22 protein-coding genes are annotated in these 23,858 nt (G+C 73.1%); 10 read left to right on the forward strand and 12 right to left on the reverse strand.

Going from position 1 to position 23,858, the window contains the following annotated elements; translation table 11 throughout:
• The first annotated feature begins 239 nt into the window (after positions 1-239).
• From BKE38_RS07060 to BKE38_RS07065, 3 genes are all read left to right on the forward strand, one after another.
• A complete protein-coding gene (locus BKE38_RS07060) occupies positions 240-602 on the forward strand; it encodes a DUF6481 family protein (protein ID WP_076956686.1) in 363 nt (120 codons plus the stop codon).
• 151 nt (positions 603-753) lie between these two features.
• A complete protein-coding gene (locus tag BKE38_RS33605; protein WP_278247609.1) occupies positions 754-885 on the forward strand; it encodes a hypothetical protein in 132 nt (43 codons plus the stop codon).
• A 116-nt stretch (positions 886-1,001) separates the two neighbouring features.
• Positions 1,002-1,265: a hypothetical protein gene (locus tag BKE38_RS07065; RefSeq protein WP_076956653.1), complete on the forward strand. Its 264-nt coding sequence runs from the start codon at positions 1,002-1,004 to the stop codon at positions 1,263-1,265.
• A 92-nt stretch (positions 1,266-1,357) separates the two neighbouring features.
• Here BKE38_RS07065 and BKE38_RS07070 read toward each other — a convergent pair whose 3' ends face one another.
• Positions 1,358-2,242 carry a DMT family transporter gene (locus tag BKE38_RS07070; protein WP_076956654.1) on the reverse strand — a complete coding sequence of 295 codons (885 nt, stop codon included), beginning with the start codon at positions 2,240-2,242 and terminating at the stop codon, positions 1,358-1,360.
• Positions 2,243-2,360: 118 nt separating this feature from the next.
• On the opposite strand from BKE38_RS07070, the gene BKE38_RS07075 reads away from it, so the two are divergent.
• Positions 2,361-3,239: a helix-turn-helix transcriptional regulator gene (locus BKE38_RS07075; RefSeq protein WP_076956687.1), complete on the forward strand. Its 879-nt coding sequence runs from the start codon at positions 2,361-2,363 to the stop codon at positions 3,237-3,239.
• 45 nt (positions 3,240-3,284) lie between these two features.
• Here BKE38_RS07075 and BKE38_RS07080 read toward each other — a convergent pair whose 3' ends face one another.
• Positions 3,285-4,616, reverse strand: coding sequence for a hypothetical protein (locus BKE38_RS07080; protein WP_076956655.1), 1,332 nt, complete (start codon positions 4,614-4,616; stop codon positions 3,285-3,287).
• A gap of 175 nt (positions 4,617-4,791) precedes the next feature.
• Entirely contained in the window at positions 4,792-5,679 is an 888-nt protein-coding gene (locus BKE38_RS07085; RefSeq protein WP_076956656.1) for a LysR family transcriptional regulator, read from the reverse strand.
• 98 nt (positions 5,680-5,777) lie between these two features.
• Between BKE38_RS07085 and BKE38_RS07090 the strand changes: the two genes are divergently transcribed.
• Positions 5,778-6,869: an aldo/keto reductase gene (locus BKE38_RS07090; RefSeq protein WP_076956657.1), complete on the forward strand. Its 1,092-nt coding sequence runs from the start codon at positions 5,778-5,780 to the stop codon at positions 6,867-6,869.
• A gap of 18 nt (positions 6,870-6,887) precedes the next feature.
• On the opposite strand, the gene BKE38_RS07095 is transcribed toward BKE38_RS07090, so the two are convergent.
• The 4 genes from BKE38_RS07095 to hflX all read right to left on the reverse strand — a co-directional run bounded on the left by BKE38_RS07095 (position 6,888) and on the right by hflX (position 11,032).
• On the reverse strand, positions 6,888-7,817 hold the full coding sequence (locus tag BKE38_RS07095; protein ID WP_083747350.1) for an alpha/beta fold hydrolase: 930 nt from the start codon (positions 7,815-7,817) through the stop codon (positions 6,888-6,890).
• The gene (locus BKE38_RS07100; protein ID WP_165694136.1) at positions 7,818-8,618 is read right to left on the reverse strand and encodes an alpha/beta hydrolase; all 801 of its coding nucleotides are present in this window, start codon (positions 8,616-8,618) and stop codon (positions 7,818-7,820) included.
• Complete coding sequence (locus tag BKE38_RS07105) at positions 8,615-9,589, reverse strand: Bug family tripartite tricarboxylate transporter substrate binding protein (RefSeq protein ID WP_076956658.1); 975 nt, start codon at positions 9,587-9,589, stop codon at positions 8,615-8,617. Before BKE38_RS07105 ends, BKE38_RS07100 begins: the two co-directional genes overlap by 4 nt.
• 72 nt (positions 9,590-9,661) lie before the next feature.
• Positions 9,662-11,032, reverse strand: a complete 1,371-nt coding sequence (gene hflX / locus BKE38_RS07110) for a GTPase HflX (RefSeq protein ID WP_242662258.1) — start codon at positions 11,030-11,032, stop codon at positions 9,662-9,664.
• A 64-nt stretch (positions 11,033-11,096) separates the two neighbouring features.
• Between hflX and BKE38_RS07115 the strand changes: the two genes are divergently transcribed.
• The gene (locus tag BKE38_RS07115) at positions 11,097-12,005 is read left to right on the forward strand and encodes a LysR family transcriptional regulator (RefSeq protein WP_076956660.1); all 909 of its coding nucleotides are present in this window, start codon (positions 11,097-11,099) and stop codon (positions 12,003-12,005) included.
• A gap of 24 nt (positions 12,006-12,029) precedes the next feature.
• On the opposite strand, the gene BKE38_RS07120 is transcribed toward BKE38_RS07115, so the two are convergent.
• The 3 genes from BKE38_RS07120 to BKE38_RS07130 all read right to left on the reverse strand — a co-directional run bounded on the left by BKE38_RS07120 (position 12,030) and on the right by BKE38_RS07130 (position 16,132).
• Positions 12,030-13,352 carry a c-type cytochrome gene (locus tag BKE38_RS07120; RefSeq protein WP_242662260.1) on the reverse strand — a complete coding sequence of 441 codons (1,323 nt, stop codon included), beginning with the start codon at positions 13,350-13,352 and terminating at the stop codon, positions 12,030-12,032.
• 103 nt (positions 13,353-13,455) lie between these two features.
• Positions 13,456-15,672, reverse strand: a complete 2,217-nt coding sequence (locus BKE38_RS07125; protein WP_076956662.1) for a xanthine dehydrogenase family protein molybdopterin-binding subunit — start codon at positions 15,670-15,672, stop codon at positions 13,456-13,458.
• A 13-nt stretch (positions 15,673-15,685) separates the two neighbouring features.
• Positions 15,686-16,132 (reverse strand): (2Fe-2S)-binding protein, encoded by a 447-nt coding sequence (locus BKE38_RS07130; RefSeq protein WP_076956663.1) that lies wholly within the window; start codon positions 16,130-16,132, stop codon positions 15,686-15,688.
• Between the two features lie 424 nt (positions 16,133-16,556).
• Here BKE38_RS07130 and BKE38_RS07135 point away from each other — a divergent pair, with 424 nt between their 5' ends.
• The 3 genes from BKE38_RS07135 (at position 16,557) to BKE38_RS07145 (ending at position 19,751) form a co-directional block, all read left to right on the forward strand.
• Positions 16,557-16,988, forward strand: coding sequence for an organic hydroperoxide resistance protein (locus BKE38_RS07135; protein ID WP_076956664.1), 432 nt, complete (start codon positions 16,557-16,559; stop codon positions 16,986-16,988).
• A gap of 166 nt (positions 16,989-17,154) precedes the next feature.
• On the forward strand, positions 17,155-18,393 hold the full coding sequence (gene acdA / locus BKE38_RS07140) for a 3-sulfinopropanoyl-CoA desulfinase (protein WP_076956665.1): 1,239 nt from the start codon (positions 17,155-17,157) through the stop codon (positions 18,391-18,393).
• A 17-nt stretch (positions 18,394-18,410) separates the two neighbouring features.
• The gene (locus BKE38_RS07145) at positions 18,411-19,751 is read left to right on the forward strand and encodes a tetratricopeptide repeat protein (RefSeq protein ID WP_076956666.1); all 1,341 of its coding nucleotides are present in this window, start codon (positions 18,411-18,413) and stop codon (positions 19,749-19,751) included.
• Between the two features lie 52 nt (positions 19,752-19,803).
• Here BKE38_RS07145 and BKE38_RS07150 read toward each other — a convergent pair whose 3' ends face one another.
• A complete protein-coding gene (locus tag BKE38_RS07150; RefSeq protein ID WP_076956667.1) occupies positions 19,804-21,405 on the reverse strand; it encodes an ABC transporter substrate-binding protein in 1,602 nt (533 codons plus the stop codon).
• A 47-nt stretch (positions 21,406-21,452) separates the two neighbouring features.
• Entirely contained in the window at positions 21,453-22,988 is a 1,536-nt protein-coding gene (locus BKE38_RS07155) for a M81 family metallopeptidase (protein WP_083747352.1), read from the reverse strand.
• Positions 22,989-23,090: 102 nt separating this feature from the next.
• On the opposite strand from BKE38_RS07155, the gene BKE38_RS07160 reads away from it, so the two are divergent.
• Positions 23,091-23,858 carry an IclR family transcriptional regulator gene (locus BKE38_RS07160; protein WP_207553518.1) on the forward strand — a complete coding sequence of 256 codons (768 nt, stop codon included), beginning with the start codon at positions 23,091-23,093 and terminating at the stop codon, positions 23,856-23,858.

The following is a 23,858-nucleotide window of genomic DNA, read 5'->3' on the forward strand; positions in this document are numbered from 1 at the left end:
GCCTGCACCGCGCGCAGGACGCTTAGCCGGCAGCGGCCCGCAGGGTCAACCGGCGGCACGGCCAGGACCGGTCCCGGCCCAGGGGTCGCGCCCCTGGGTCCGCACGCCTGCGGCCGCCCGCAATGCTGCCACAGCGAAGTATGCGTCGACGCGGCGGCGCATCGGGCGTAAGTCTGCCCCCGCCCCGGGGTCGTTCCGACTCACGGGGTGAGGATGCCACCATCCATGGGGACGTGTTCTTGCGTAAGACGAACTACGGCAATGTGAATCAGCGGCTGGACGATGCCGCCAAGGCCAAGCGAGCGCTGCTGGAGGCCTTCAAGGCCCGCCCGGGGCTGGATGATGCGGAGGTCGCCGCCCGGCGCGCCGAGCGCATCGCCATCGCCGAGGCCCGCGACGCCCGCCAGGCCGCCAAGCGCGCCGAGCGCGAGGCCGAGCTGGAGCGTGCCCGGCAGGCCCGCGAGGCCGAGGCCGCCGCCAAGGCGGCCGAGCAGCAGGCCGCCGCCGCCGCCCGCGTCGCCAATGCCCGCAAGCGCCCGAGCCTGACCGCGATCCTGGCCAGCCACGAGGCCGCCAAGGCCGCGCGCAAGGTCGGCCGCTGAAGCTCTGAAGGCCCGGCGGGTCGCCCCGCCGGGCCTGTCTTCTTGCGTCACTCGGCGACCAGGCGGCTCGCCCGGGCGGCCTTGCTGGAGAGCTGCTGCCCGGCCTCCAGGAGGGCGGCGAACTGCTGCGGCGTGCCGGCGTGGGACTGGCTTGCCCAGCTCGCGCGCGCTCGACCGTGGCGGGGTCCCGCACCGCCTGCCGGATGGCGCCCCGGCGCGGATGCCGGAGCAGCTGGAGCGCTCGAAGCAGCCGGTGCCGGAGGCGCTGACCGGCCCGGACTGACGCGCCGAGCGGGGCCGGCGCCAGTTGTCCCCGCCTTTCACCGCTATCCACGTTATCCCCATCTCCCGGGCGCCCCGGTTCCGGTTCATGCAGGTCCCAGGACAGAGGAGCTTGCGATGGATTGGGAGCGTCAGACCGGCGTCCGCATCACCCTGAACGGGGCCGACGACGTCGCCGTGGAAGCCGCGGCCGGGGAGCTCCGCGCGCGCTTCGGCAACCGTTTCGCGGTGGTGGGGCGGCGCCGGCAGCGGTCGCGCGGCGCCATCGAGGTCGAGGGCATGCTGCTGGTCAGCGTCACCGCCAGCGAGGATGCCGGGGCCGCCGACCTGCTCGACCTGCTCTATGCCGGCCGGGCCCAGGCTGCCGCCGCCGCGGCCTAGGTCGGGTGGCCTGCGGAAGGCTGCAGGCCCGCCGAACGCGCGGCTTGTTGGATCGCGCGATCCAGCCTTTTCGGTGATCCCACCGCGCGCCATCACGCTCCAGCTTCGGCTGGGCGGCGCCAGAAGATCACCAGATTGCCGAGCAGCGTCAGCGCCAGCCCGGCGAGCCCCGCCGCGTCCCAGCGATAGCCCTCGAACAGGGTGGAGAGCGACAGCGCCACCACCGGGAAGAGCACGGTGGTATAGGCCGCGCGCGACGAGCCGATCCGCGCCACCAGCATCAGATAGGTGGTGAAGCCGACCACCGAGCCGATCACCGCCAGATAGAGCAGGGCGGCCAGGTAGCGCCCGTCCGGCGGCGCCACGACCGGCGTGGCGGTGACGGCGATCAGCCCCAGCAGCACCGCGGCGCCGTAGGCCATGCCCCAGGCATTGGCCGTGAGGGGAGCGATGCCGGCGGCGCTGTTGCGGCGCGACGCCATGTTGCCCAGCGAGAAGAACAGCGTGCCCAGCGCGGCGAGGCCGACCCCCTTCAGCGTGGCGCCGTCGAGATGGACGAAGATCTCCTGGCCGAACAGCAGCAGCAGCCCGGCGACGCCCAGCAGCGCCGCCAGCAGGGTGCGCGCGGTGACGCGGTCGCCGAAGAAGATCCGCGCATTGACCGCGTTGTACAGCGTCGCCAGCGAGAAGATCACCGAGAGCAGCCCCGAGGGCAGATGGCCCGCCGCGCTGTAGAAACAGAGAAAGTTCAGGCTGAACAGGCACAGCGCCTGGGCCAGGATGAAGGGCTGGTCGCGCCAGCCCGGCACCGGCAGCCGCCGCAGCGCCGCCAGCGCCAGCAGCAGGATCAGCGCCGCGGCGCCGAAGCGGTAGAAGACCGAGACCAGCACCGGCACCGGCCCGACCTGCCAGGCGATGGCGATCCAGGTGCTGCCCCAGATCAGCACGGTGGCGAGGAAGAGAAGCAGGTTCTGCATGGCCGGGCCCTAGCACCGCGGCGCAGCCCAGGTTTGCAGGATCTTGCGGCGGATGCGCCTTGCCCGCGCCCGGGCCGGGCCGCATCCTGGCGGCCTTCCAAGCCTTGCGGCGCCGCCGATGCAGACCACGACCTTCACTGTCCAGGCGGCGCTCGCCGCCTCCAACGCACGCCTGCTGCACGGCATGGCGCTGGGCTTCGCGCGGGCCGGCGCGGTCTGGAGCAACAGCCATGACCGCGTCGCCTATCGCCGGCCGCAGGGCCACACGCTGAGCCTCTACCTGCAGGGCGGCGAGGGCACGCGGCGGCTGGGGCGGCAGGGCGGGCACGGCCATCCCGGCGCGGTCTGCATCATGCCGCAGGCGCAGTCCTCGGACTGGGAGATCACCGAGCGCTTCGCCTTCGTGCATCTCTACCTGCCCGATGCCGAGCTTCGCCGCGCCTTCGCCGAAAGCTTCGACCGCGACGCCCGGCTGATGACGCTGCCCGATCTCGCTTTCTGTGACGCCCCCGTCCTGGCCGGCGCGCTGCGCCGGCTGGCGGCGGCGCTGGCGGCGCAGGATATCCTGGCGGCGGATGTCGCGGTGACCGAGGCGGTGGTCGCGGCGCTGGCGCCGGGGCTGCCGCCGGGATTGCCGCGGGGCGCGCGGCCGCCGGCGCTGAAGGGCGGGCTGGCGCCGCATCTGCGGCGGCGGATCGGCGAGCATGTCGAGGCGCATCTCGACACCCCGCTGCGGCTGGAGGCGCTGGCGGCGCTGGCCGGCCTCAGCCCCTTCCATTTCCAGCGCATGTTCCGCGCCAGCCACGGCGTCTCGCCGCAGGCCTGGGTGCTGCGCCGGCGGCTGGAGCGCGCCCGCACCCTGCTGCGCGGCGACACCGCGGTGGCCCGCATCGCCGCCGCCTGCGGCTTCTCCAGCCAGAGCCACCTGACCCGCGCCTTCAAGGCGGCGCTGGGGACGACGCCCGCCGCCTGGCGCGCCGGGCTCGGGGCAGGGTAGTTCAGGTCGGGCGGCGGACCCGGCCTCGCGATCCGCCGCTCCTGCTCAGCCGCCGCCGGTCCACAGGTCGCTCTCCAGCCGGGCGACCTCGAAGATGGCATCGCCGGTCCAGTGCTGCACGCCCTCGACCCGCTCCAGCCCGCCTTCCCAGAAATTGACCCGCCAGACGGCTTCCGAATTGCCGTCGCCGGTGGCGGCGGCGAAGAGCACGCTGCCGTCGTCCAGCAGCGTCGCGGTGGCGGGCAGGGCCTGCGGCGTCCAGCGGGCATAGGGCGCGATCTGGAAGGTGCCGGCGGCGCTGCCGTCGGTGACCCAGAGGTCGGCGCCCTCGAAGTCGGTGACCGAGAACAGCACCTTGCCGTTGCCGAGCGACAGGAAGTCCAGCTGCCATTCGCTCTTCAGGATGTCCTCGGCGATGGCGTAGGTGCCCTCCAGGGTGCCGTCGCTGACCCAGAGGTCGTTGCCGTACATCGGCATGACCACCCGCTCGTCATCCAGCTGCGCCATCCTGTGCGAGCTGCCGCTGCCGCCGATGGCCTCCGGCAGCAGCAGCGTGGAGCCGGTCTCGCCGGTGACGCCGATATACTGGGTGGGCGCGCCGCGCGGCCCGTCCTCATAGAGGAAGTACTTGGAGATCCACTGGTCGCCGACGCGGTAGAAGGAGGAGGACGGCGCCTCGGGCGCATCCACCCGGTAGGTGCCCTCGAGGGTGCCGTCGGTGGTCCAGCTCAGATGCGCCACCTCCACCGTGTTCTCGAAGATCCGCTGGCCCGGGAACCAGGCGCGGCCCTCGCCGTCGTAGCGGACGGAGAGGTTCATGATGCCGTCCTCGGGCGGATAGCTCATCAGGCTGCCAAGCTCGACCGTGCCCTCCGGCGTGCCGTCGGTCGCCCATTGCGACGCGCCGTAATAGGCGTCGCTGAACAGGATCCGGCCGTTGCCGAGGTCGTGGAAGCCGCGGAAGTCGGTGCCGTCCTCGCCCGCGGTGACATCGGCCAGCAGCACCGTGCCCCCGGCCGTGCCGTCGGTCACCCAGAGCTCGCGCCCATGCACGCCGTCATCGGCGGTGAAGACCACGCGGCCATCGGGCAGGGCGGTCAGGTTCTCCGGCCCTTCGGTGCCGTCGCCGGTGCCGATGTCGCGCAGCATGCGGGTGCCGGCCCCGGTGCCGTCGGTGATCCACAGCTCGCGGCCATGGATCTGGTCGGTGGCGACGAACAGGACCCGCCCGTCGGGCAGCGCCGTCAGGTTGGTGGGATCGCTGCTGGCGAAGCCGGCGCTGATGTCCTTCAGCAGCCGGCAGTTGGAGAAGTCGCCATCCGCGACCCAGAGCTCGTTGCCGCGCTCGTCATCGGCGGCGACATAGACGATGGCCATCAGGGTTCTTCCCAGGGTGGAACGATCCCTTAGGGGAGACGCCGCGCCGGGCTCCAGCGGTTGCCGGCACTTCTCGCATCACCTCCGCGTGTGTTTTCGCGCGTTACTGTCCTGGCGAAAATCCTGCAGCGTTTTTTCTTGACGATGACTTGCGGAGGGAGGAACCGGTGCCGGATCAGCCGCGCATCACCGCCAGGAAGGCGCGGAAGGCGGCGCTGGGCTGGCGGCGGCTCGGATAGTAGAGGTGGTTGGGCGCCAGCACCGGCGCCCGGCCCGGCAGCAGCGCGACCAGGCTGCCATCCGCCAGATGCGGCGCCGCCTGCGCCTCGAGCAGGCAGACGATGCCGAGGCCGGCCAGCGCCGCATCGCGCATCACGTCGACATCGTTGGTAACGAAGCTGGTCGGCACCGCCTGCTGCACCAGCGCGCCGTCGCGCAGGAAGTCCCAGCGGTGCAGCGCGCCGGAGGAGGTGTGGCGATAGCTGATGCAGCGATGCGCGCCGAGCTCCTCCGGCGCGCGCGGCACGCCATGCGCTGCCAGATAGCCGGGCGAGGCGGCATAGACCAGCGGCATGGCGTCGCTGATGCGCAGCGAGACCATGTCGCCCTGCAGCCCGCCCTCGTGCCGAACGCCGCAGTCGAAGCGCTCGGCGACGATGTCGACCAGCCCGTCATTGACCACCAGCTCGACCGCGACCTCGGGGCAGCGCTGCGCCAGGGTGGCGAGGCGCGGCAGCACCACATGCACCGCGCCCGGGCGATGCGCGTTGATCCGCACCCGCCCGGCCGGCCGGTCGCGCGCCAGGCCGAGCTCGGCGACACCCTCGGCGACGCTGGCCAGGGCCGGGCGCAGCTTCAGCAGCAGCTGCTCGCCGGCCTCCGTCGGCGCCAGCGAGCGGGTGGTGCGGTCGAGCAGCCGGATGCCCAGCCGCGCCTCCAGGCTGCGCATCGCATGGCTCAGCGCCGAGGCCGAGAGGCCCAGCCTCGTGGCGGCGGCGGCGAAGCTGCCGGCCTCGATGATCTCGGCGAAGACGGCCAGGCCCGACCAGAGCTCGCGGTCCATTCCTGAAGATCCTTCAGCAACCCATGCAGGGCAGAGGCCCTAATCGGCGCGCGGAAAGCAATGCATATCGGCCGGGTGCCCTTGGAGGAGCCCCCCGCATGCCGCTCGACACCTATCGCCCGCTCGGCCGCTCGGGCCTGCTGGTCAGCCCGCTGGCGCTCGGCACCATGACCTTCGGCACCGCGCGCTGGGGCGCGGCCGAGGCCGAGAGCCGCGCCATCTTCGACCGCTATGTCGGGCTCGGCGGCAATTTCGTCGACACCGCCGATGTCTATGCCGGCGGCCGCTCGGAGGAGATGCTGGGCCAGTTCGTCGCCGAGGCCGGCTTGCGCGACCGGCTGGTCATCGCCACCAAGTCGGGCTTCGCCACCGGGCAGGGGCCGCTGCAGGGCGGCAACGGCGCGCGGCATCTGCGCGCGGCGGTGGAGCGCTCGCTGAAGCGGCTGCGCACCGACTTCATCGACCTCTACTGGGTGCATGTCTGGGACGGCGTCACCCCGGCGGCCGAGCTGCTGCAGGGCATGGCGGCGCTGATCGGGGCGGGGAAGATCCGCTACTGGGGCCTGTCCAACGTGCCGGCCTGGTACGCGGCGCAGCTGGCGACCCTGGCGCAGGCGCATGGCCTGCCGGCGCCGATCGGCCTGCAGTATTTCTATTCCCTGGTCGAGCGCGGGGTGGAGAGCGAGCATGTCCCCCTGGCGCGCGAATTCGGCCTGGGGCTGGTGCCCTGGAGCCCGCTGGCCTATGGGCTGCTGACCGGGAAATACGACCGCGCCGCCGTCGAGGCCGCGGCGCCCCGGCAGGGCGGCGTGCCCAACAAGGCCGGCTCCGGCGAGGCGCGCGGCCACCGGCTGGACGGCGACAATCCCTTCGGCGACACGCTGTTCACCGAGCGCAACTGGGCGATCGTCGCGGCGCTGAAGCAGCTGGCCGCCGAGGCGGGCGAGACGCCGGCGCGCATCGCGCTGGCCTGGGTCGCCGGGCGGCCAGGCGTCGCCGCCACCCTGATGGGCGTCAGCCGGGCCGCCCAGGTGACCGAGAACGTGGCCGCCCTCGAGCTGGCGCTGACGCCGGCGCAGCTGAACCTGCTGGAGGCCGCCAGCGGGGGCGCCGAAAAATTCCTCTACGGGCTGTTCCGGCCGGAGCTCCGCAACCAGGTGGTGTTCGGCGGCGCCGCGGTGCAGGCATGACCCGGCTGAAGGCCGCGCTCAGCGCTCGGGCGCGGCCTCCAGCGGCAGCAGCGCGGCCAGCGTCGCGTTGAAGGCCTCGGCCGCCTCGAAGGCGACCCAGTGGCCGGCGCCCGGGATGATGCGCAGCCGCGCCGCCGGGCGGAGCTCGGCGAAGAGGCGGATGCGGTCTTCCATATGGGGATAGGCGATGGCGTCGCGCTCGCCATAGATGACGTTCAGCGGCCGGTCGATGCGCGGCAGCACGTCGCGCACCGCGGTGTCGCTGACGACGCCGCGGCTGCGCAGCCGGGCATGGTCGCTGTTCCAGGCCTGGATGGCCAGCGCCAGGTCATCGATCGAGGCCGGATCGGCCAGCATCAGGCTGGCCAGGTTGGCGCGATGCGCCGCCACCCGCTCGGCGCCCTGGCGGTCGCGCACCGGCACCAGCGGCGTGGGCTCGCGCTTCAGCCCGAGCGCGCCGCAGCCGACCAGCGTCACGCTGTCCAGCAGCCCGCCACGGCCGGCGGGGACATCGCCGGTGGCGACATGGGCGGCGACATGGGCGGAGATGACCGCGCCGAAGGAGAAGCCGACCAGGTCGGCGGGGACGCCGCCGGCCTGGAGGCGGATGCCCTCCGCCAGGGCGTCGGCGATGTCCCAGAGGCTGGCGCCGGCCGGCGGCGGGCCAGAGTCGCCGAGCCCCGGCGTGTCCGCCGCCAGCACCCGCCGCCCGCGGGCCAGGAAAGGGATGTTGCGCGCCCAGTGCCGCCAGGAGCCGGCGCCGCCATGCAGCAGCACCAGCGGCGGCCCCGCGCCCCATTCATGCCAGACGATGCGGCCGGCGCCGAACGGCGTCTCGCTGCGGCGGGCGGAGGCTTCCAGGGCGTCGAGGGTCGGGTGCATCGGCCGATGATCGCGCTGCGCCGCGGCGATGGCAAATCGCCCGGCCGGGCCCGTGGTCCGCGGCATTCAGCCCTGCGGCAACCAGCCCTCCAGCGCCCGGGCGGCGTCTGCGCCAGGGGCGCCGAACATCAGGCAGTGCGGCGCCTCCGGCAGCAGGCGATGGGTGCCGCCGAAGAAGGCCGCGATCGCCGCATCCTGCCCGGCCGGGTGGCGTGCCGCGTCGTCGCGCCCGGCCTCCAGCACCAGCACGGGATGCGGGCGGATCGCCGCCGGATCGACGCGGATGCGCAGCGCATAGCGGTCGTTCAGCGCCCGCGGGCTTTCGGCGCAGAGCCCCGCCAGCCACTCCTCCTTCAGCGGCGAGGGCGGCGCCCGCCCGCCCATCCAGCGCGCCACCGCGACATCCTCCGGCGGCGGCGGCTGCAGGGACCCTTCGGGCAGCTCCGGCACGGATCTGACGCCTGGCAGGTTGCCGGGCGGCGAGGGCGCCAGCAGCGCCAGCCCGGCGCAGGGCGCGCCCGCCGCGGCGGCGGCCAGCACCACCAGCGCGCCCAGGCTGTGCCCGACCAGCAGCGGCGGCTGCCCGGCCAGGGCCTGGACCGCCCCGGCGGCCTCCGCGACATCGGCGGCATAGTCGGCGACGCCGGTGGTGGGTGGAAGAGGCGCGCCGGCCAGGGCGCCATGGCCGCGCAGGTCCAGCGCGGCGCTGGCCAGGCCGAGCCCTGCCAGCACCCCCCGCCATTCCGCCCAGCAGGCGGCGGCGTGGTAGCCGCCATGCACCAGCAGCAGCGGCGCGCGCCCGCCCCAGCCGGCGGCGGGCAGGTGCAGCAGCGCCTGCGACAGCGGTTTCCGCAGGACGGCGTTCACTCCGGCTCGATCCCGGCGATGCGCACCCATTCGCGCCAGCGCGCGGTGTCGGCGGCCAGGAAGTCGCGCGCCGCCTCCAGCCCCAGGCTGCGCGGGGCCAGCCCCTGTTCCTCGAAGGCCTTCCGCACCTCGGGTGCCGCGATCGCTTCGGCCATGGCGGCATTGGCGCGGGCCAGCAGGGCGGGCGGCGTGGCGGCCGGGGCGGCCAGGCCCATCCAGCCTTCCATGGCGAAGCCGGGCAGGGTCTCGGCGACGGCGGCGATCTCCGGCCGGCGCGGGTCGCGGGCCGGGGCGCTGCTGCCGATGGCGCGCAGCCCGCTGCCCTCCTGCAGGGCGGGGGCGGCGGAGAGCGCGTCGAGGAAGGCGAAGGCCACCTCGCCGCCGCGCAGGTCGGTCAGGATCTGGGTGACGTTGCGGTAGGAGACGCCGGCCATCTCGGCCCCGGTCGCCGCGCGCAGCAGCTCCGCCGGCACCCGGGAGGAGGAGGAGTAGTAGCCGAAGAACAGCCCGCCCGGCCTGGCCCGCGCCGCCGCCACCAGGCCCGCGACGTCGCGATAGGGCGCCCGGGCATCGACCACCAGGATCGAGGGATAGCTGCCGAACAGCCCGACCATGGCGAAGTCGCGCAGCGGGTCATAGGGCAGCTTCCGGAACAGGAAGGGATTGGCCGCATGGGTCGAGTTGGTGGCCAGGACGAAGCCGTGCCCGTCCGGCGGCATCGACTTGGCGGCGTCGGTGCCGATGACCGCGCCGGCGCCGGGGCGGTTCTCCACCACCACCGGCTGGCCGCGCCGCTCCAGGAAGCGGCCGAAGACCCGGGCGGTGAAGTCGGCGCCGCCGCCGGGGGCGGAGGGGACGATGATGCGGACTGGGCGGGCGGGCCAGGGCTCCTGCGCGGCCTGGGCGCGGGCCCGGCCGGCGATGGCGGCCAGGGCCAGCCCGGCCGCGGCGCGGCGGCGGATCGGCGACATTCTCTTCTCCCCAAGCGTCTTGCTGAGCAGAGAACAATACCGCTGGGCCGAAGCCGCAAGCGAAATGCGCGGCTATTGCCCCGGCGCCGCCAGGCTGCGCTGCAGCCGGGCGATGGCGCCGGGCAGGCCGCGCACCTGCAGCACGCGGCCGCGCTCGTCGTAATCCTCGGCCAGCACGCGGACGCTGTCATAGATCTCGCCGATCAGCCCCTGCCGCGCATAGGGCAGCGACAGGGTGGCCTCCTGCATCTCCGCCTCGAAGAAGCCGATGATGCGGTCATGCAGCGCGCGGACATCCTCCGGCGCATGGGCCGAGAGCATGATGGCCTCGGGGTGCTTCTCCGCCAGCATGGCGCGCCGCCCGGCATCGACCCGGTCCATCTTGTTCAGCACCAGCCGCGCGGGCACGGCATCGGCGCCGATCTCGCGCAGCACGCTGCGGCTGACCTCGAGCTGCGCCTCGTAGGTCGGGTCGGAGGCATCGACGACGAAGAGCAGCAGGGAGGCCTCCAGCGCCTCGGTCAGGGTCGAGCGGAAGGAGGCGACCAGGTCATGCGGCAGCTGCTTGATGAAGCCCACCGTGTCGGAGACCAGCACGCGCGGCCGCGTCTCCGGCTGCAGGATGCGCACCGTGGTGTCGAGGGTGGCGAAGAGCTTGTCCTCGACCAGCACCTCGCTGCCGGTCAGCGCCCGCATCAGCGAGGACTTGCCGGCATTGGTATAGCCGACGAGGGCCACGCGCAGCTGGTCGCGCCGCGCCGAGCGGCGGTTGTCGCTGTCGCGCTGCACCGCCTCGAGCTGGCCGCGCAGCTCGGCCAGGCGGTCGCGGATCTTGCGGCGGTCGAGGTCGAGGGTGGTCTCGCCGGCGCCGGGCCCCTGCTGGCGGCCGCCGCCGGTCGAGGATTCGCGCATCCGCGGCGCGACGTATTTCAGCCGCGCCATCTCCACCTGCAGCTTCGCCTCGCGGGTCTTGGCGTGGCGGTGGAAGATCTCGACGATGACGCCGGTGCGGTCCAGCACCTCGGCCCGCGTCGCGCGCTCCAGGTTGCGGATCTGGCTGGGCGACAGCTCGTGGTCGACGATCACCACCTCGGCGCGCGGCGCCCCGGCGGCCCCGTCCTCGGCCGCGTCCTCCGCCGCCTCCTTCGGCCCGGCCGCCTCCTCGAAGCGGGCGCGCGCCTTGGAGCGGCTGGCCGGCGCCATCGAGGTGACCACGCCGCTGCCGCCGGTGAAGCCCGCCAGCTCGGCCAGCTTGCCGCTGCCCAGCACGGCGCCGGCGCCGGTGCCCTCGCGCCGCTGCGACACCTGGCCGACCACCTCGTAGCCCAGCGTCTTCACCAGCCGGCCGAGCTCCTCGAGGCTGGCGGCATGCGCGACATCGTCGACCTCGGGCAGCTGGATGCCGACGAGGACGGCGCGGGGGGTGGGGGGCTTGGTTTCCATCTTTCTGTCCATAGCACGAAGCGGCGGCGTTCCTGGCATCCGCCGGCCGCGCTACAGAGCCCGCATGCCCCTGAACCGCGCCGACCTGGCCGACTTCACCTGCTTCCTGGCGATCGCGCGGCACCGCAGCTTCCGCCTGGCCGCGCTGGAGCTGGGGGTCAGCCCCTCGGCGCTCAGCCATGCGCTGAAGGGGCTGGAGGCGCGGCTGGGCGTCCGCCTGGTCAACCGCACCAACCGCAGCGTCATGCTGACCGCGGCGGGGCAGGAGCTGGAGCAGGCGATCAGCCAGCCTTTCGACGCCATCGGCCAGGCGGTCGAGGCGCTGAACCGCCACCGCGACGCCCCGGCCGGGCGGGTGCGGCTGAACGCGGTGGTGGATGCGGTGTCGCTGGTGCTGGCGCCGGTGCTGCCGGAATTCGCCCGGCGCTATCCCAATATCGAGCTGGAGATCTCGGCCAGCAACCGCATGGTCGATGTCATCGGCAGCGGCTTCGACGCCGGCCTCCGGCATGGCGGCACGGTGCCGGAGGACATGGTGGCGCAGCGCGTCTCGGCCGATCTGCGCTGGGTGGTCGCGGCCTCGCCCGACTACCTGGCGCGGCATGGCCGGCCGGCGACGCCGCGGGATCTGCAGGCGCATCGCTGCATCGGCGTGCGGCTGGGCGACGACCGGCTGTACCGCTGGGAATTCATGGGGCCGGAGGGCGAGTTCGCCGTCGCCGTGCCCAGCCAGTTCATCCTGGATGACGGCCGGGCGATGGTGGCGCTGGCCCTGGCCGGGGCGGGGCTGGCCTATGCGGCCGAGCCGGTCTTCGCGCCGCACCTGGCCAGCGGCGCGCTGGAGCTGGTGCTGCAGGACTGGGCGACCAGCGGCCCGGGCTACCAGATCTACTACTCCAGCCGGCGCCAGGTGCCGGCCGGGCTGCGGCTGCTGGTCGAGCTGATCCGCGAGATGCGGCCGCTCGGCCTGTAGCGCGCGCCCGGCCGCGGCGCGGCCTCAGCGCATCTGCAGCACGATGACGTCGCTGCTGGCCGGGTTGGTCTGGCTGCGCAGCTTCGCCACCTGCTCCTCGGTCACTGCGCCGCCGCGGTTGCCCCAGGCGGTGCGGATGAAGGACAGGATTTCCGCCACCTCGCGGTCGTTGATCTGGTTGCGCAGCGAGGGCATGCGATAGGCATCCGCGACGCCGCCCGCCACCACCCGTCCTGCGCCGTTCAGCGTGATGTTGATCGCCGAGGCCGCATCGGGCGCCAGCAGCGAGCTGGCGCCGGCCAGCGGCGGGATCCATTCGCCGCGCCCCTGGCCGTCGGCGCCGTGGCAGGTGCCGCAGCGCGCCATGTAGCCGCGGGCACCGGGGCTCGCGGCCAGCGTCGCCGGGCTGGCCAGCGCCGTGCGCGTCGCCGGGTCGTATTGCCAGGGCGCGCCGTCGCGCGCCGGGTCGCCGGGCAGCGACTTCAAATAGCGGGCGATGCCGCGCAGGTCGTCATCGGTCATGAACTGGGTGGAGTTGTTGAAGGCCTCCATCATCGAGCCGAAGACCACGCTGTGCCGGTTCCGGCCGCGCTTCAGATAGGCGAAGATCTCCTCCTCGCTCCAGCGGCCCAGGCCGCTGTTCGGGTCGCCGCGCAGGCTGGGCGCGTACCAGCCGTCCAGCAGCGCGCCGGAGAGGTAGCGGGGATCGCTGGAATCGAGCGCCACCTCCTGCATGGCGAGGCCGCGCGGCGTGTGGCAGCTGCCGCAATGGCCGGCGCCCTCGACCAGATAGGCGCCGCGGTTCCAGGCCGCGTCGCGCTGCGGCGCTGCCTGGTAGGGCCGGGTCGGCGCGAAGACCAGGTTCCAGAAGGCCAGCGGCCAGCGCATGTTCAGCGGCCAGGGGATGTGGCTCGCCTGGTTGGCCTGCCGCACCGGCTGCACGTGCCGCTGGAAATAGTCGTAGAGCGCGCGGACATCCTCGTCGCTCATCCTGGCGTAGGAGGGATAGGGCATGGCGGGATAGAGCCGCCGCCCGTCGGCGCCGATGCCGCGCCGCACCGCGTTGTCGAACTGCGACAGCGTGTAGCCGCCGATGCCGGTCTCCCGGTCCGGGGTGATGTTGGTGGCGAAGATGGTGCCGAGCGGCGTGCCCATCGGCAGGCCGCCGGCGAAGGGCGCGCCATGCTCGGTGCTGTGGCAGGCGACGCAGTCGCCGAGGCGGGCGACATATTCGCCGCGCTCCAGGGGCGTCGCCGCCGCGGGCGCCGCGCCGTCGAAGGGGGAGGCAGGGATCCGGGTGGCGAACCACCACGCGCCGGATCCGGCGACCACGAGGATCGCCAGCAATGCGGTAAGCCGTTTCAATGTCCGTCCAGCCCGGTTTGCAGGTGGCTGGCCCGCCGCCCGGAGGCCGGGCGGCGGGCGGGAGGTCAGGGGGTGCCGCGGCGCCTCAGGAGACGCGGCCGAAGCGCGCGCGCGACAGCGGCAGGCTGCGGATCCGCTGCCCGGTCAAGGCGAAGACCGCATTGACCACCGCCGGCGGCACGCCGGGCACGCCGGGCTCGCCGACGCCGCCCATCGGCGCGCCGCTCTCGATGATGCGGACATGCACCCGCGGCATCTGGTCGGGCGGCAGGATCGGATAGCCGTCGTAGTTGCGGGCGCGCGGCGTGCCGTGCTCGTAGACCACCTCCTCCAGCAGGGCGGAGGACAGGCCGATGGCCACGGCGGATTGCACCTGCTCGACCACGGTCGACGGGTTGACGATGCTGCCCGGGTCGATGGCGACCCAGACGTCATGCGCCCGCGCCCGGCCGTCCTGGATCGACACCTCGGCAATGGTCGCGACCTCGGTGCCGAAGGGCGAGGACAGCGCGATGCCGCGCGCCCGGCGGCTGCCATCGGGTGCAGTGAAGGGGCCGCGCTTCCAGCCGCCGGAGAGCTCGGCGACGGCGGCGAGCAGCGCCTGGTGCCGCGGGCTCTTCTCGACCAGCCGCTGGCGCAGCGCGAAGGGGTCGGTCTGTCCCGCCTCGGCCAGCTCGTCGAGGAAGCACTCCATGAAGAAGTCGTTGTAGGAATGCCCGACCGAGCGCCAGAAGCCGACCATGGCGGGGCTGCGCTGCACCACATGGGCGACGCGGCGGTTGGGGAAGGCATAGACCTTGTTGGCGATGCCCTCGACCACGGTGCGGTCATGGCGGTCGGCGGGCGCGCCGAAGGTGCGGTTCAGCAGGTGGTCGCAGACGATCTCCGCCTCCAGCGCCACCGGCAGGCCGCTGGCATCGATGCCGCCGCGGAAGCGCACCAGGGCCGCCGGGCGGAAGGCATCGCGCAGGAACTCGGCCTCGCGGCTCCAGATCACCTTGACCGGGCGGCCGGTCGCCTTGGTCAGGGCGATGGCCTGGGGGAAGGGGCTGGCCGCCTCGTACAAGAAGTGCCGGCCGAAGAAGCCGCCCAGCGGCGGTGAATGCAGCGTCACCTTCTCCGGCGCGATGCCGGCGGCGCGCGCCACCACGGGCAGGTACATGTCCGGCGCCTGGTTCGGCACCCAGAGCTCCAGCGTGCCGGCCTCCGCGTTCCAGGAGGCCAGCGCCGAGGGCGGCTCGAGCTGGCCATGCGCCAGCAGCGGCGCATCGTAGCTGGCTTCAACCACCCGCGCCGCGCCCTTCAGCGCGCCAGAGGCGTCGCCAGCCGTCTCCGCGGTGATTCCAGGGCCCGGGGCGGCCTGCTGCCGGTCGCGCAGCGCCCGGGTCGAGAAATCGGCCGGCATGGCATTGGCGGCGCCGGGCGCGGCCTCGCGCCAGGCGACCTGCAGCGTCTCCGCCGCGCGATGCGCCCGCCACCAGCGGTCGGCGACCACGGCGACGGCGCCGGGCAGGCGGTGCAGCGAATGCACGCCGGGCAGCGCCAGCACCGCCGCCTCGTTGCGGATCTCCGCCGGCTCCATGCCGTAGCGCGGGGCGTGCTGGACGGCGGCCTGCAGCATGCCCTCCACCGCCAGGTCGATGCCGTAGACCATCTTCCCCGTCGACTTGGCGCGGACATCGAGCCGGGCGACGGGCTTGCCGATCCAGCGGAATTTGTCCCGATCGCGCAGCGTCACCCCGGCCGGGACCGGCTGGGCGGATGCGGCCTCGGCCAATTCGCCATAGCCGATGCGGCGGCCGGAAGCGGCATGGACGACGAAGCCCGGCTCGGTCGTCAGGCTGCCGGCCGGGACCTCCAGCCGGATGGCCGCGGCCTCGACCAGCATGGCGCGCGCCGTCGCGCCCAGCCGGCGCAGCGGCGCGATGCTGGTGCGGACCGAGCTGCTGCCGCCGGTCACCCGCGGCGCCCCCGGCAGCTTGTACCGCGCCCCCGGCGGCGCGCATTCCAGCAGCAGGCGGGCGGGCTCCAGGTCCAGCTCCTCGCCCAGGATCTGCGCCAGCGCGGTGGAGACGCCCTGGCCGCCCTCGACGAAGGGCATCTGCAGCCGCGCCGTGCCGTCGGCGCGCAGCTCGAGCAGGGCGGCGAAGGGGTTGGGCATGGCCTCCGCGGCCGGCGTTGCCTGGGATGCGGCCGGGCGGGCGCCCAGGCCCAGCACCAGCGCGCCGGCGGCAGCCCCCAGCAGCCCGCGCCGCGAGAGGTTCAGCGGCGCCGCCGCCTCGGGGGTGGCAAGGAAGGTCATGGCGCGGCTTCCCTCAGCCCTGGGCGGCCTGCCGCATGGCGGCGGCGATGGCGTTGTAGGTGCCGCAGCGGCAGAGATTGGTCATGGCGGCGGCGACCTCCGCCTCGCTCGGCTGCGCGATCTGCTTCAGCAGCGAGGTCGCCGCCATCACCTGGCCGGACTGGCAATAGCCGCATTGCGGCACCTGGTGGGCCACCCAGGCCTCGACCACGCGGCGGCCGACGGCATCCTCGCCGATCGCCTCGATGGTGGTGATCTGCTGGCCCGCGACGCTCTCCACCGGCGTGATGCAGGAGCGCACGGCGATGCCGTCGACCAGCACGGTGCAGGCGCCGCATTGCGCCAGGCCGCAGCCGTACTTGGTGCCGGTCAGGCCAAGCTCGTCGCGGATCGCCCAGAGCAGCGGCATCTCGGCCTCGAGCGCGACCGTGTGGCGCACGCCGTTGACGATGAGGTCCATCTCGTCCTCCAACTGCAGGAACAGGGGTGCAGTGACGCGGGTGCAGGCGCCCCCGGAGGGCCAGGACCGGGGGCTGCCCTGCCATGAAAGGGCGGAACGCGGCCTGGCCGCTAAGCCATTCGCCGGCGGCCAGGTCAATCTTCGGCGATGGCGGCCAGTGGGGGCGGGCCCAGGTGTCCTTCTGTAGCGCCCGTCCGCCGGCCGCGGCACTGGCCGGAACCGGCATGCCGTGATGAGGGGAATTCATCATTCCACCGCCGCCCGGGCGGCCCGGCACCCCGTGCCTCACGCGTTCCTGAGGTTGCGCCGGGACGGCGGGGCTGCGACGCTTGGCCGGCAAGCCTGTTCACCGGCGCGCCCCGGGCATCATCCCTTTGGCCTATCCCTTGTTGACCTCGCGGCGCGCGAACCAGCGGAGTGCGACATGCCGGTTGAAGCGAAGTACAAGACGACGGCCACCGCGACGGGCGGCGGCCGGGATGGCCGGACCGCCCTGGCCGATGGCAGCATGGACCTGCAGCTGACCGTGCCGAAGGAGCTCGGCGGCCCGGGCGGCGACGGCGCCAATCCGGAGAAGCTCTTCGCCCTCGGCTATTCGGCCTGCTTCCTCGGCGCCCTGCGCGTCGCCGCCGGCCAGACCAAGACCAAGCTGCCCGAGGGCACCACGGTGACCGCCACCATCGGCATCGGCCCGCGCTCGGAGGGTGGCTTCGGCATCACCGCGGCGCTCGACGTGCTGCTGCCCGGCCTGGCCGAGGCCGAGGCGAAGCAGCTGGTCGAGACCACCCACGGCATCTGCCCCTATTCCAATGCCATCAAGGCCAGCGTGGACGTGGTCACCACCACCCGCGGCTGATCCCGGGGAGGGTCCGGGGGGCGCCGCAGCGCGCTCCCCGGCGCCGCCATTCAGCGCGCCGCGCCGCACCGCCCGCCAATTCCACCGCGATCCCTGGCGGATTGCGCCGCTTGACCGCCCCCCCGCCGGTGACATCCTTCCCGCAAGAAATTCTGGGGAGGACTGCATGTTCACGCTCACCGCCGCGCAGCTGCGGCTGCAGGGCCTGGCCCGCGAGGTCGCCGAAAGCGTCCGCGGCCGCGCCGCCGAGACCGACCGCAGCGAGGCCTACCCTTGGGACACGGTGCGCGACATGACCGCCGCCGGCCTGATCGGCTACACCATTCCCAGGGCGCATGGCGGCCAGGGTGGCAGCTTCCTCGACGCCGTCATCATCGTCGAGGAGATGGCGCGCGTCTGCGGCGTCACCGGCCGCATCGCGGTCGAGGCGAATATGGGCGCGATCTCCGCCATCATGCGCTACGGCACGCCGCAGCAGCAGACGCTGGCGGCCGAGACCGTGCTGGCCGGCGACAAGCCGGCGATCTGCATCACCGAGCCCGAGGCCGGCTCGGCCGCGACCGAGATGACCACCACGGCGGTGCGGCGCGGCGACGTCTATGTGCTGAACGGCAGGAAGCACTGGATCACCGGCGCCGGCGTGTCGAAGCTGCACCTGGTCTTCGCCCGCGTCGTCGACGAACAGGGCCGGCCCCAGGGCATCGGCGGCTTCATCGTCCTGCGCGACGACGCGGCGGCGCTGGCGGCGCGCGGCTTCCGCATCGGCGCGCGCGAGCCGACGATGGGGCTGCGCGGCATCCCCGAGGCCGAGGTCATCCTGGAAGACCACGAGGTTCCCGCCGCCATGGCGCTGCAGCCGCCCGGCGGCTGGGGCCGCGGCTTCGCCGAGCTGATGAACGCCTACAACAGCCAGCGCGTGGGCGCCGGCACCGTGGCGCTGGGCATCGCCCAGGGCGCCTTCGAGGCGGCGCTGGATTATGCCAGGACGCGCCACCAGTTCGGCCGGCCGATCGGCGAGTTCCAGGGCCTGCAATGGATGCTGGCCGACATGTCGATCCAGATCGGCGCGGCGCGGCTGGCGCTGTACAACGCCGCCGCCAGCGCCGATCCCTTCCCCGACCCGCTGCTGGCGGCCCAGGCCAAGGTGCTGGCCTCGGAGATGGCGATCAAGGTCACCAACGACGCGTTGCAGGTTTTTGGCGCCCGCGGGTATTCGCGCAACCAGGCGCTGGAGCGGATGTGCCGCGACGCGCGCATGTTCACCATCGGCGGCGGCACCGCCCAGGTGCTGCGCACCCAGATCGCCAGCCGCCTGCTGGGCTGGAAGCTGCCGCAGACCCGCGACGGCTATGCGCCGGCGGCCGACCGGGTTGCCCCCACGGCCGCCCCCAGGGCCGCCGAGTGACGCCGGCGGCCCGCCCGATGCAGGACCCCCAGGGCTACGCCCTCACCACCGCCAGCGCGGCGGCGGCCGGGCTCTACGGCCAGGCGCAGCGCGCGCTGCTGGAATACCGGCTGAGCACCATGGCGACGATCAAGGAGACGATCGCCGCCGATCCCGGCTTCGCGCTGGCGCATTGCCTGCGCGGCTATCAGTTCATGATGTACGGCTCCTTCGCGGTGCTGCCGCAGGCGCGCGCCGCGCTGGCGACGGCCGAGGCGCTGGCGGCGCAGGCGACGCGGCGCGAGCAGCAGCATGTCGCGGCGCTGCGCCACTGGAGCGACGGCCGCATCGGCGCCGCCGTCTCCACCTGGGAGGCGCTGCTGGCCGAGCATCCGCGCGACATCGTCGCGCTGCGGCTGCACCACTTCAACTGCTTCTGGTCGGGCCGCGCGCATTCGCTGCGCGGCGGGCCGGCCGCCCTGCTGGAGGCCTGGTCCGAGGATCTGCCGGGCTATGGCAATGTCCTCGGCATGCTGGCCTTCGGCTACGAGGAATGCGGCCAGTACCGCGAGGCCGAGCGCTTCGGCCGCATGGCGGTGGAGCGCAACCCGGACGACCTCTGGGCGATCCATGCGGTCGCCCATGTGCTGGAGATGGAGGACCGCCAGCAGGAGGGCATCGCCTGGCTGTCGCGCCCGGTCGAGGCCTGGTCCGACCGCAACCCCTTCAAGGGCCATCTCTGGTGGCACCTGGCGCTGTTCCAGCTGGAGGAGGGCCGCTACGACGAGGTGCTCGCCCTCTACGACCGCTCGGTGCAGAATGACGGCTCGACCTTCTATCTCGACATCCAGAACGCCGCATCGCTGCTGGCGCGGCTGGCGCTGCGCGGCGTCGATGTCGGCGCGCGCTGGGACTCGCTCGCCGATTTCGCCGAGAAGAGCATCGGCGACCACGCGCTGATCTTCACCGACCTGCACTACATGATGGCGCTGGCCCGCAAGCAGCGCTTCGGCGCGGCCGAGCGGCTGCTGCGCTCGATGGAGGAGTATGCCGAGGGCGGCGCCGCCGATGCCGCATCGGTGGTGCGCCAGCTCGGCCTGCCGCTGTGCCGCGGCATCCTGGCCTATGAGCAGGGCGACTACCCGGGGGCGATCGGCCACCTCGCGCCGCTGCACAACAACGACGCGCCGATCGGCGCCAGCCATGCGCAGCGCGACATCCTGGACCAGTATCTGATCGAGGCGACCATCCGCGCCCGCCGCCTCGGCCAGGCGCGGATGCTGCTGGCCGAGCGCGTCCGGCTGCGCCCGGGCAACCGCGACGCCGCCGCGCGGCACCGCGCCGTGGTCGCGCAGCTCGCGCAGGAGGCGCGCGCCTAGACTGAGGCGAAGGCGGCGCCGCCCGGGGCCGGGGCGGCGCCGCCGCCGCACGTCAGGCGCGCTGGACGCCCCAGGGATAGGGCGCATTGCCCGGGCGGATCCCGGTGATGTCGGCGCGGAAGGCCGTCTTGCTCATCACCTGGCCGAGCGGGATGGTCGCCGCCCCCTGCATCGCCGCGCGGTTCATGCCGAAGGCGATGTCGCGGCGCTGCTCGGGGGTGGGCGCGTAGAGCCAGCTCTGCAGCGCGTCCTCGACCTCCTGTTTCTGCCACCAGCCGAACCAGCCCTGGGCGCCGTTGCCGCGCAGCAGCGGCGACAGCGCCGGCGTGCCGTAGACGGTCGCCGTGCCATAGGTGTGGAAGATGCTCCAGCCGCCGCGATCGACCGGCTCGCGATTGCCGCGGCGGCTGGCGATGGTGCCCCAGTCGGCCGCCTGCAGCTCGACATTCAGCCCGGCGCGGCGCAGCAGGTCATAGGTGACCTGGCCGAGCGGCTCGATGGTGCGGTGGTCGGCGGCATGCAGCACGACGATCTTCTGGCCCGCATAGCCGGCCTCGGCGAAGGCCTTGCGCACCGCCTCGGCGGAGGAATTCCCCGGCATCAGCGCGGCCGCGTTCTCGGTGTAGTATTGCGTGCCGCGCGGGAACAGGCCGGGGCAGGTGGTCCAGCCGCTGCGGTCCTCGCCGGCGACGGCCAGCATGTAGTCTTCCTGGTTGATCGCCTGCATCAGCGCGCGGCGGATCTTCTCGTTGTCGAAGGGCGGCTGCAGGCAGTTCAGCCGCATCAGCCCGAGCTGGCCGGAGGGATGGATCTGGCCCAGGCGGATCTGCCGGTTGCGCGCCAGGCTCGGCAGCAGGTCGGCGATCGGCGCCTCCAGCCAGTCGACCTCGCCGGTCAGCAGCGCCGACTGCGCGGTCGCCGCATCGCCGACGATATGCCATTCGACGCGGTCGAAATGCGCGACCTTGCCGCCGCTGGCCCAATCGGGCGCCTCGGCGCGCGGCTGGTAGCCGGCGAATTTGCGATAGACCACGCGGCTGCCGGAGACCAGCTCGCCGGGCACGAATTCATAAGGGCCGGAGCCCACCATCTCGGTCAGCGGCCGGCGCGGGTTGGAGCGCGCCAGGCGCTCGGGCATGATGAAGGGCACGCAGGCATCGGCCTTGGCCAGCGCGTCGATCAGCAGCGGGAAGGGGCGCGTCAGATGGATGCGCAGCGTGCGCTCGTCGGGGGTCTCGTAGCGCTCGACCAGCGGCGCCAGGATCTGGCCGAAGGTGTCGATGCTCTTGGTCCAGCGCTCGATGGAGGCGGCGCAGTCGATCGCGCGCACCGGCGCCCCGTCATGGAAGCGCAGTCCCTCCCGCAGGCGGATGGTCCAGGCGCGGCCGTCGTCGGAAACCGTGTGGCCCTCGGCCATCTGCGGCTGCGGCTCCATCCTGCCGTTCACCGCATAGAGCGTGTCGAAGACGTTGTAGCCATGGTTGGTGCTGATCACCGCCGTGGTGGTGATCGGGTCCAGCACCGCGAGATCGGCATGCGGCACGATGCGCAGCGTCTTGCGGCGCAGATCCTGGCCGAGGGCGGGGGAGGCCAGGGGACTTGCCAGCGAGGCGCCGAGCGCGAGCGGCAGGCTGAGCAGGGAACGGCGGTGCATCGGACGTGGTCTTTCCTGATTCTTGGACGGCAGCGGCGGCGGCGATCTCAGAGGATCAGCCGCGGCGCGGCGACGTCATCGAGCGGCCAGAGCGGGCGCTGGATCTTCGTGTAGGGCAGCAGGCGGTAGTCGCGCGGGATCGGCCCGTCGGCATCGACATAGAGGACGCGGGCCGCGATCGGTCCGAAGGCGCCGCGGAAATGGTTGGTCGACTTGACCAGGATCGCCTGGCGCTCGGCCGGCTCTATCCCGAGGTTGCGGAACAGCTCCAGCCCCATGGCCTGGGACCGCTCGGTGATCAGCACGATGTCGATGCCGCCCAGCCGCACCGCGGCGCAGTCGCCCAGATTGACCCGCGTCTCGCCGAACATCTGCCAGGCGTCCCGGGCGAGCGCCGTGACCTCGACCATCGCATCGATCGGCTGGCCGGAGGTGGGGGCGATCTTGCCGCCGATGCGCAGGGGCAGCCGCGCGCCGAGGCCGGCATCGAAGCAGAGCCGCGCCGCGATCGGATCCCAGATCGGCCCGACAGCGACGTTCTGCGCATCGGCCTCGATCAGCCGGCGCAGGATGGTGGTGTTGTCGCCGGCAGCACCCCCGCCCGGATTGTCGGCCGGATCGGCCATGACGACGGGGCCGCGCTCGGCGGTCAGCGCGGCCTGCACGGCGTCCTCGACGCTCAGATAGGGCGGCGCGGTCTGGCCGCGCATGGCGACCAGCTCCTGGCCAAGGGCGGTGGCCACCGCCTCGGCCTTCGCCTTGTCGCCATCGGCGACGACGAGGACGCGCACGCCGATCTCGGGCACGTCAGCATAAGGAAAACTGTGGCAGATGGAGATCGACAGAAGCCCGTCCTGGCCTTCCATCGCCTTGATGCGGTCGATGAAGCCGCGCATCCAGGGCTCGGTGGTCGGATAGGCGCCGAGCTGGCGGCAGTCATACAGCGCCGAAACCGGCTGCACCTCGCGGCGGATGGCGCGCAGCAGCAGGGTCAGCAGCTCCTCGGCGCGCTCGACGATGTCGGTATGCGGGAATTCCTTGAACAGCACGATGATGTCGGCGGCCTGCACCCGCCTGACCGTCAGGTGGCAATGCGGATCGAGCTCGACGCCGATGACGCAACCGGCGCCGACGATCGCGCGGGCGCGGGCGATCAGGTCGCCTTCGACGTCGTCATAGCCATAGGCCACCATGGCGCCATGCAGCCCGAGCAGCAGCCCGTCCAGCGGCAGCGCGGCGCGGATCTGCTCCAGCACCTCGTCGCGCATCGTCTCATAGGCGTCGCGGCTGGTGGTGCCGGAAGGATGGGTGGCGAAGCAGCTGCCCTCGACCAGGGTGAAGCCGTCGCGCGCGGCCCGGCGGCGGGCGACGAAAAGCGGCGCGCTGAAGCTGCGCGGCACGTCGTCGGGCAGCTCGCCGGGGCGGAACCAGCCCTCGTCCTGGTAGGAGCGCAGGCTGGTCGGCAGCGGCGAGAAGGTGTTGGTCTCGGTCGCGATGGTCGCCGAGAAGATGCGCGGGCGCGATGACGCCCTGGCCGGGTCCTGGCTTCGGCCCCGGCTTCGCTCCTGACTTTCTGGGGCCAAGGGGCCGATCTCCTCGTTTTGCGGCACACTAGGCGCAGGTCATTCGTCTTGCCAACAGGAATGATGTCCCGTATACGGGACAGATTGACCAGGGAGGGCGGCTTGGCCCCGGAAGCGGCGGAGGGCGCCCAGCGCCAGCGCGGCGTCGACCGCGTCATCGACCTGCTCGAGGCGCTGCTGCGCGCCCGGGCACCGCTGCGCATCGGCGAGCTGGCGCGGCGCATCGACGCCCCGCGCTCGACCACCTACAGCCTGGTGAAGCTGCTGCTCGCCGCCGATGTGCTGGAGGCGTCGGAGGATGGCAACGCGGTCTATTTCGGCCGCGCCATCGGCCTCTATGGCCATGCCTATACGGAGCGAAACCCGATCCATCGCCTGGCCAGGCCGGTGCTGGAGCGGCTGGCGCGGGAGGATGGCTGCACGGCGCAGCTCTGCGCGCTGCATGGCGACAAGTATGTCGTGCTGGACAGCGTCAGCGCCGGCGGCATCTTCCGCATCACCGCCGAGATCGGCGTGCCGGTGCCGATCCCCTGGACCGCCTCCGGCCGGCTGCTGCTGGCGGGCCGCAGCGATGCCGAGATCCGCGCGCTGATCCCGGCCGCCGACTACGATCTTCCCGACGGGCGGCGGATCGACCCGGCTGGTTTCCTGGAGAATATCCGCCAGGCGCGGCGCGACGGCTTCTGCGTCACCACCAGCCTGTCCGACCGCTTCACCAGCTGCCTGGCGGCACCCCTGCAGGATGCGCAAGGAAGGGTGGTGGCGACGCTCTGCTTCGTCACCGCCGCCGACCAGCCGGCGGCGCTCAAGGCCGGGCTGGTGGCGGCGCTGGTCGCCGCGGCGGCGACGCTCTCGGCCTCGCTGCCTTAG

Source organism: Teichococcus deserti, assembly GCF_001982615.1.
Lineage (GTDB): Bacteria > Pseudomonadota > Alphaproteobacteria > Acetobacterales > Acetobacteraceae > Pseudoroseomonas > Pseudoroseomonas deserti.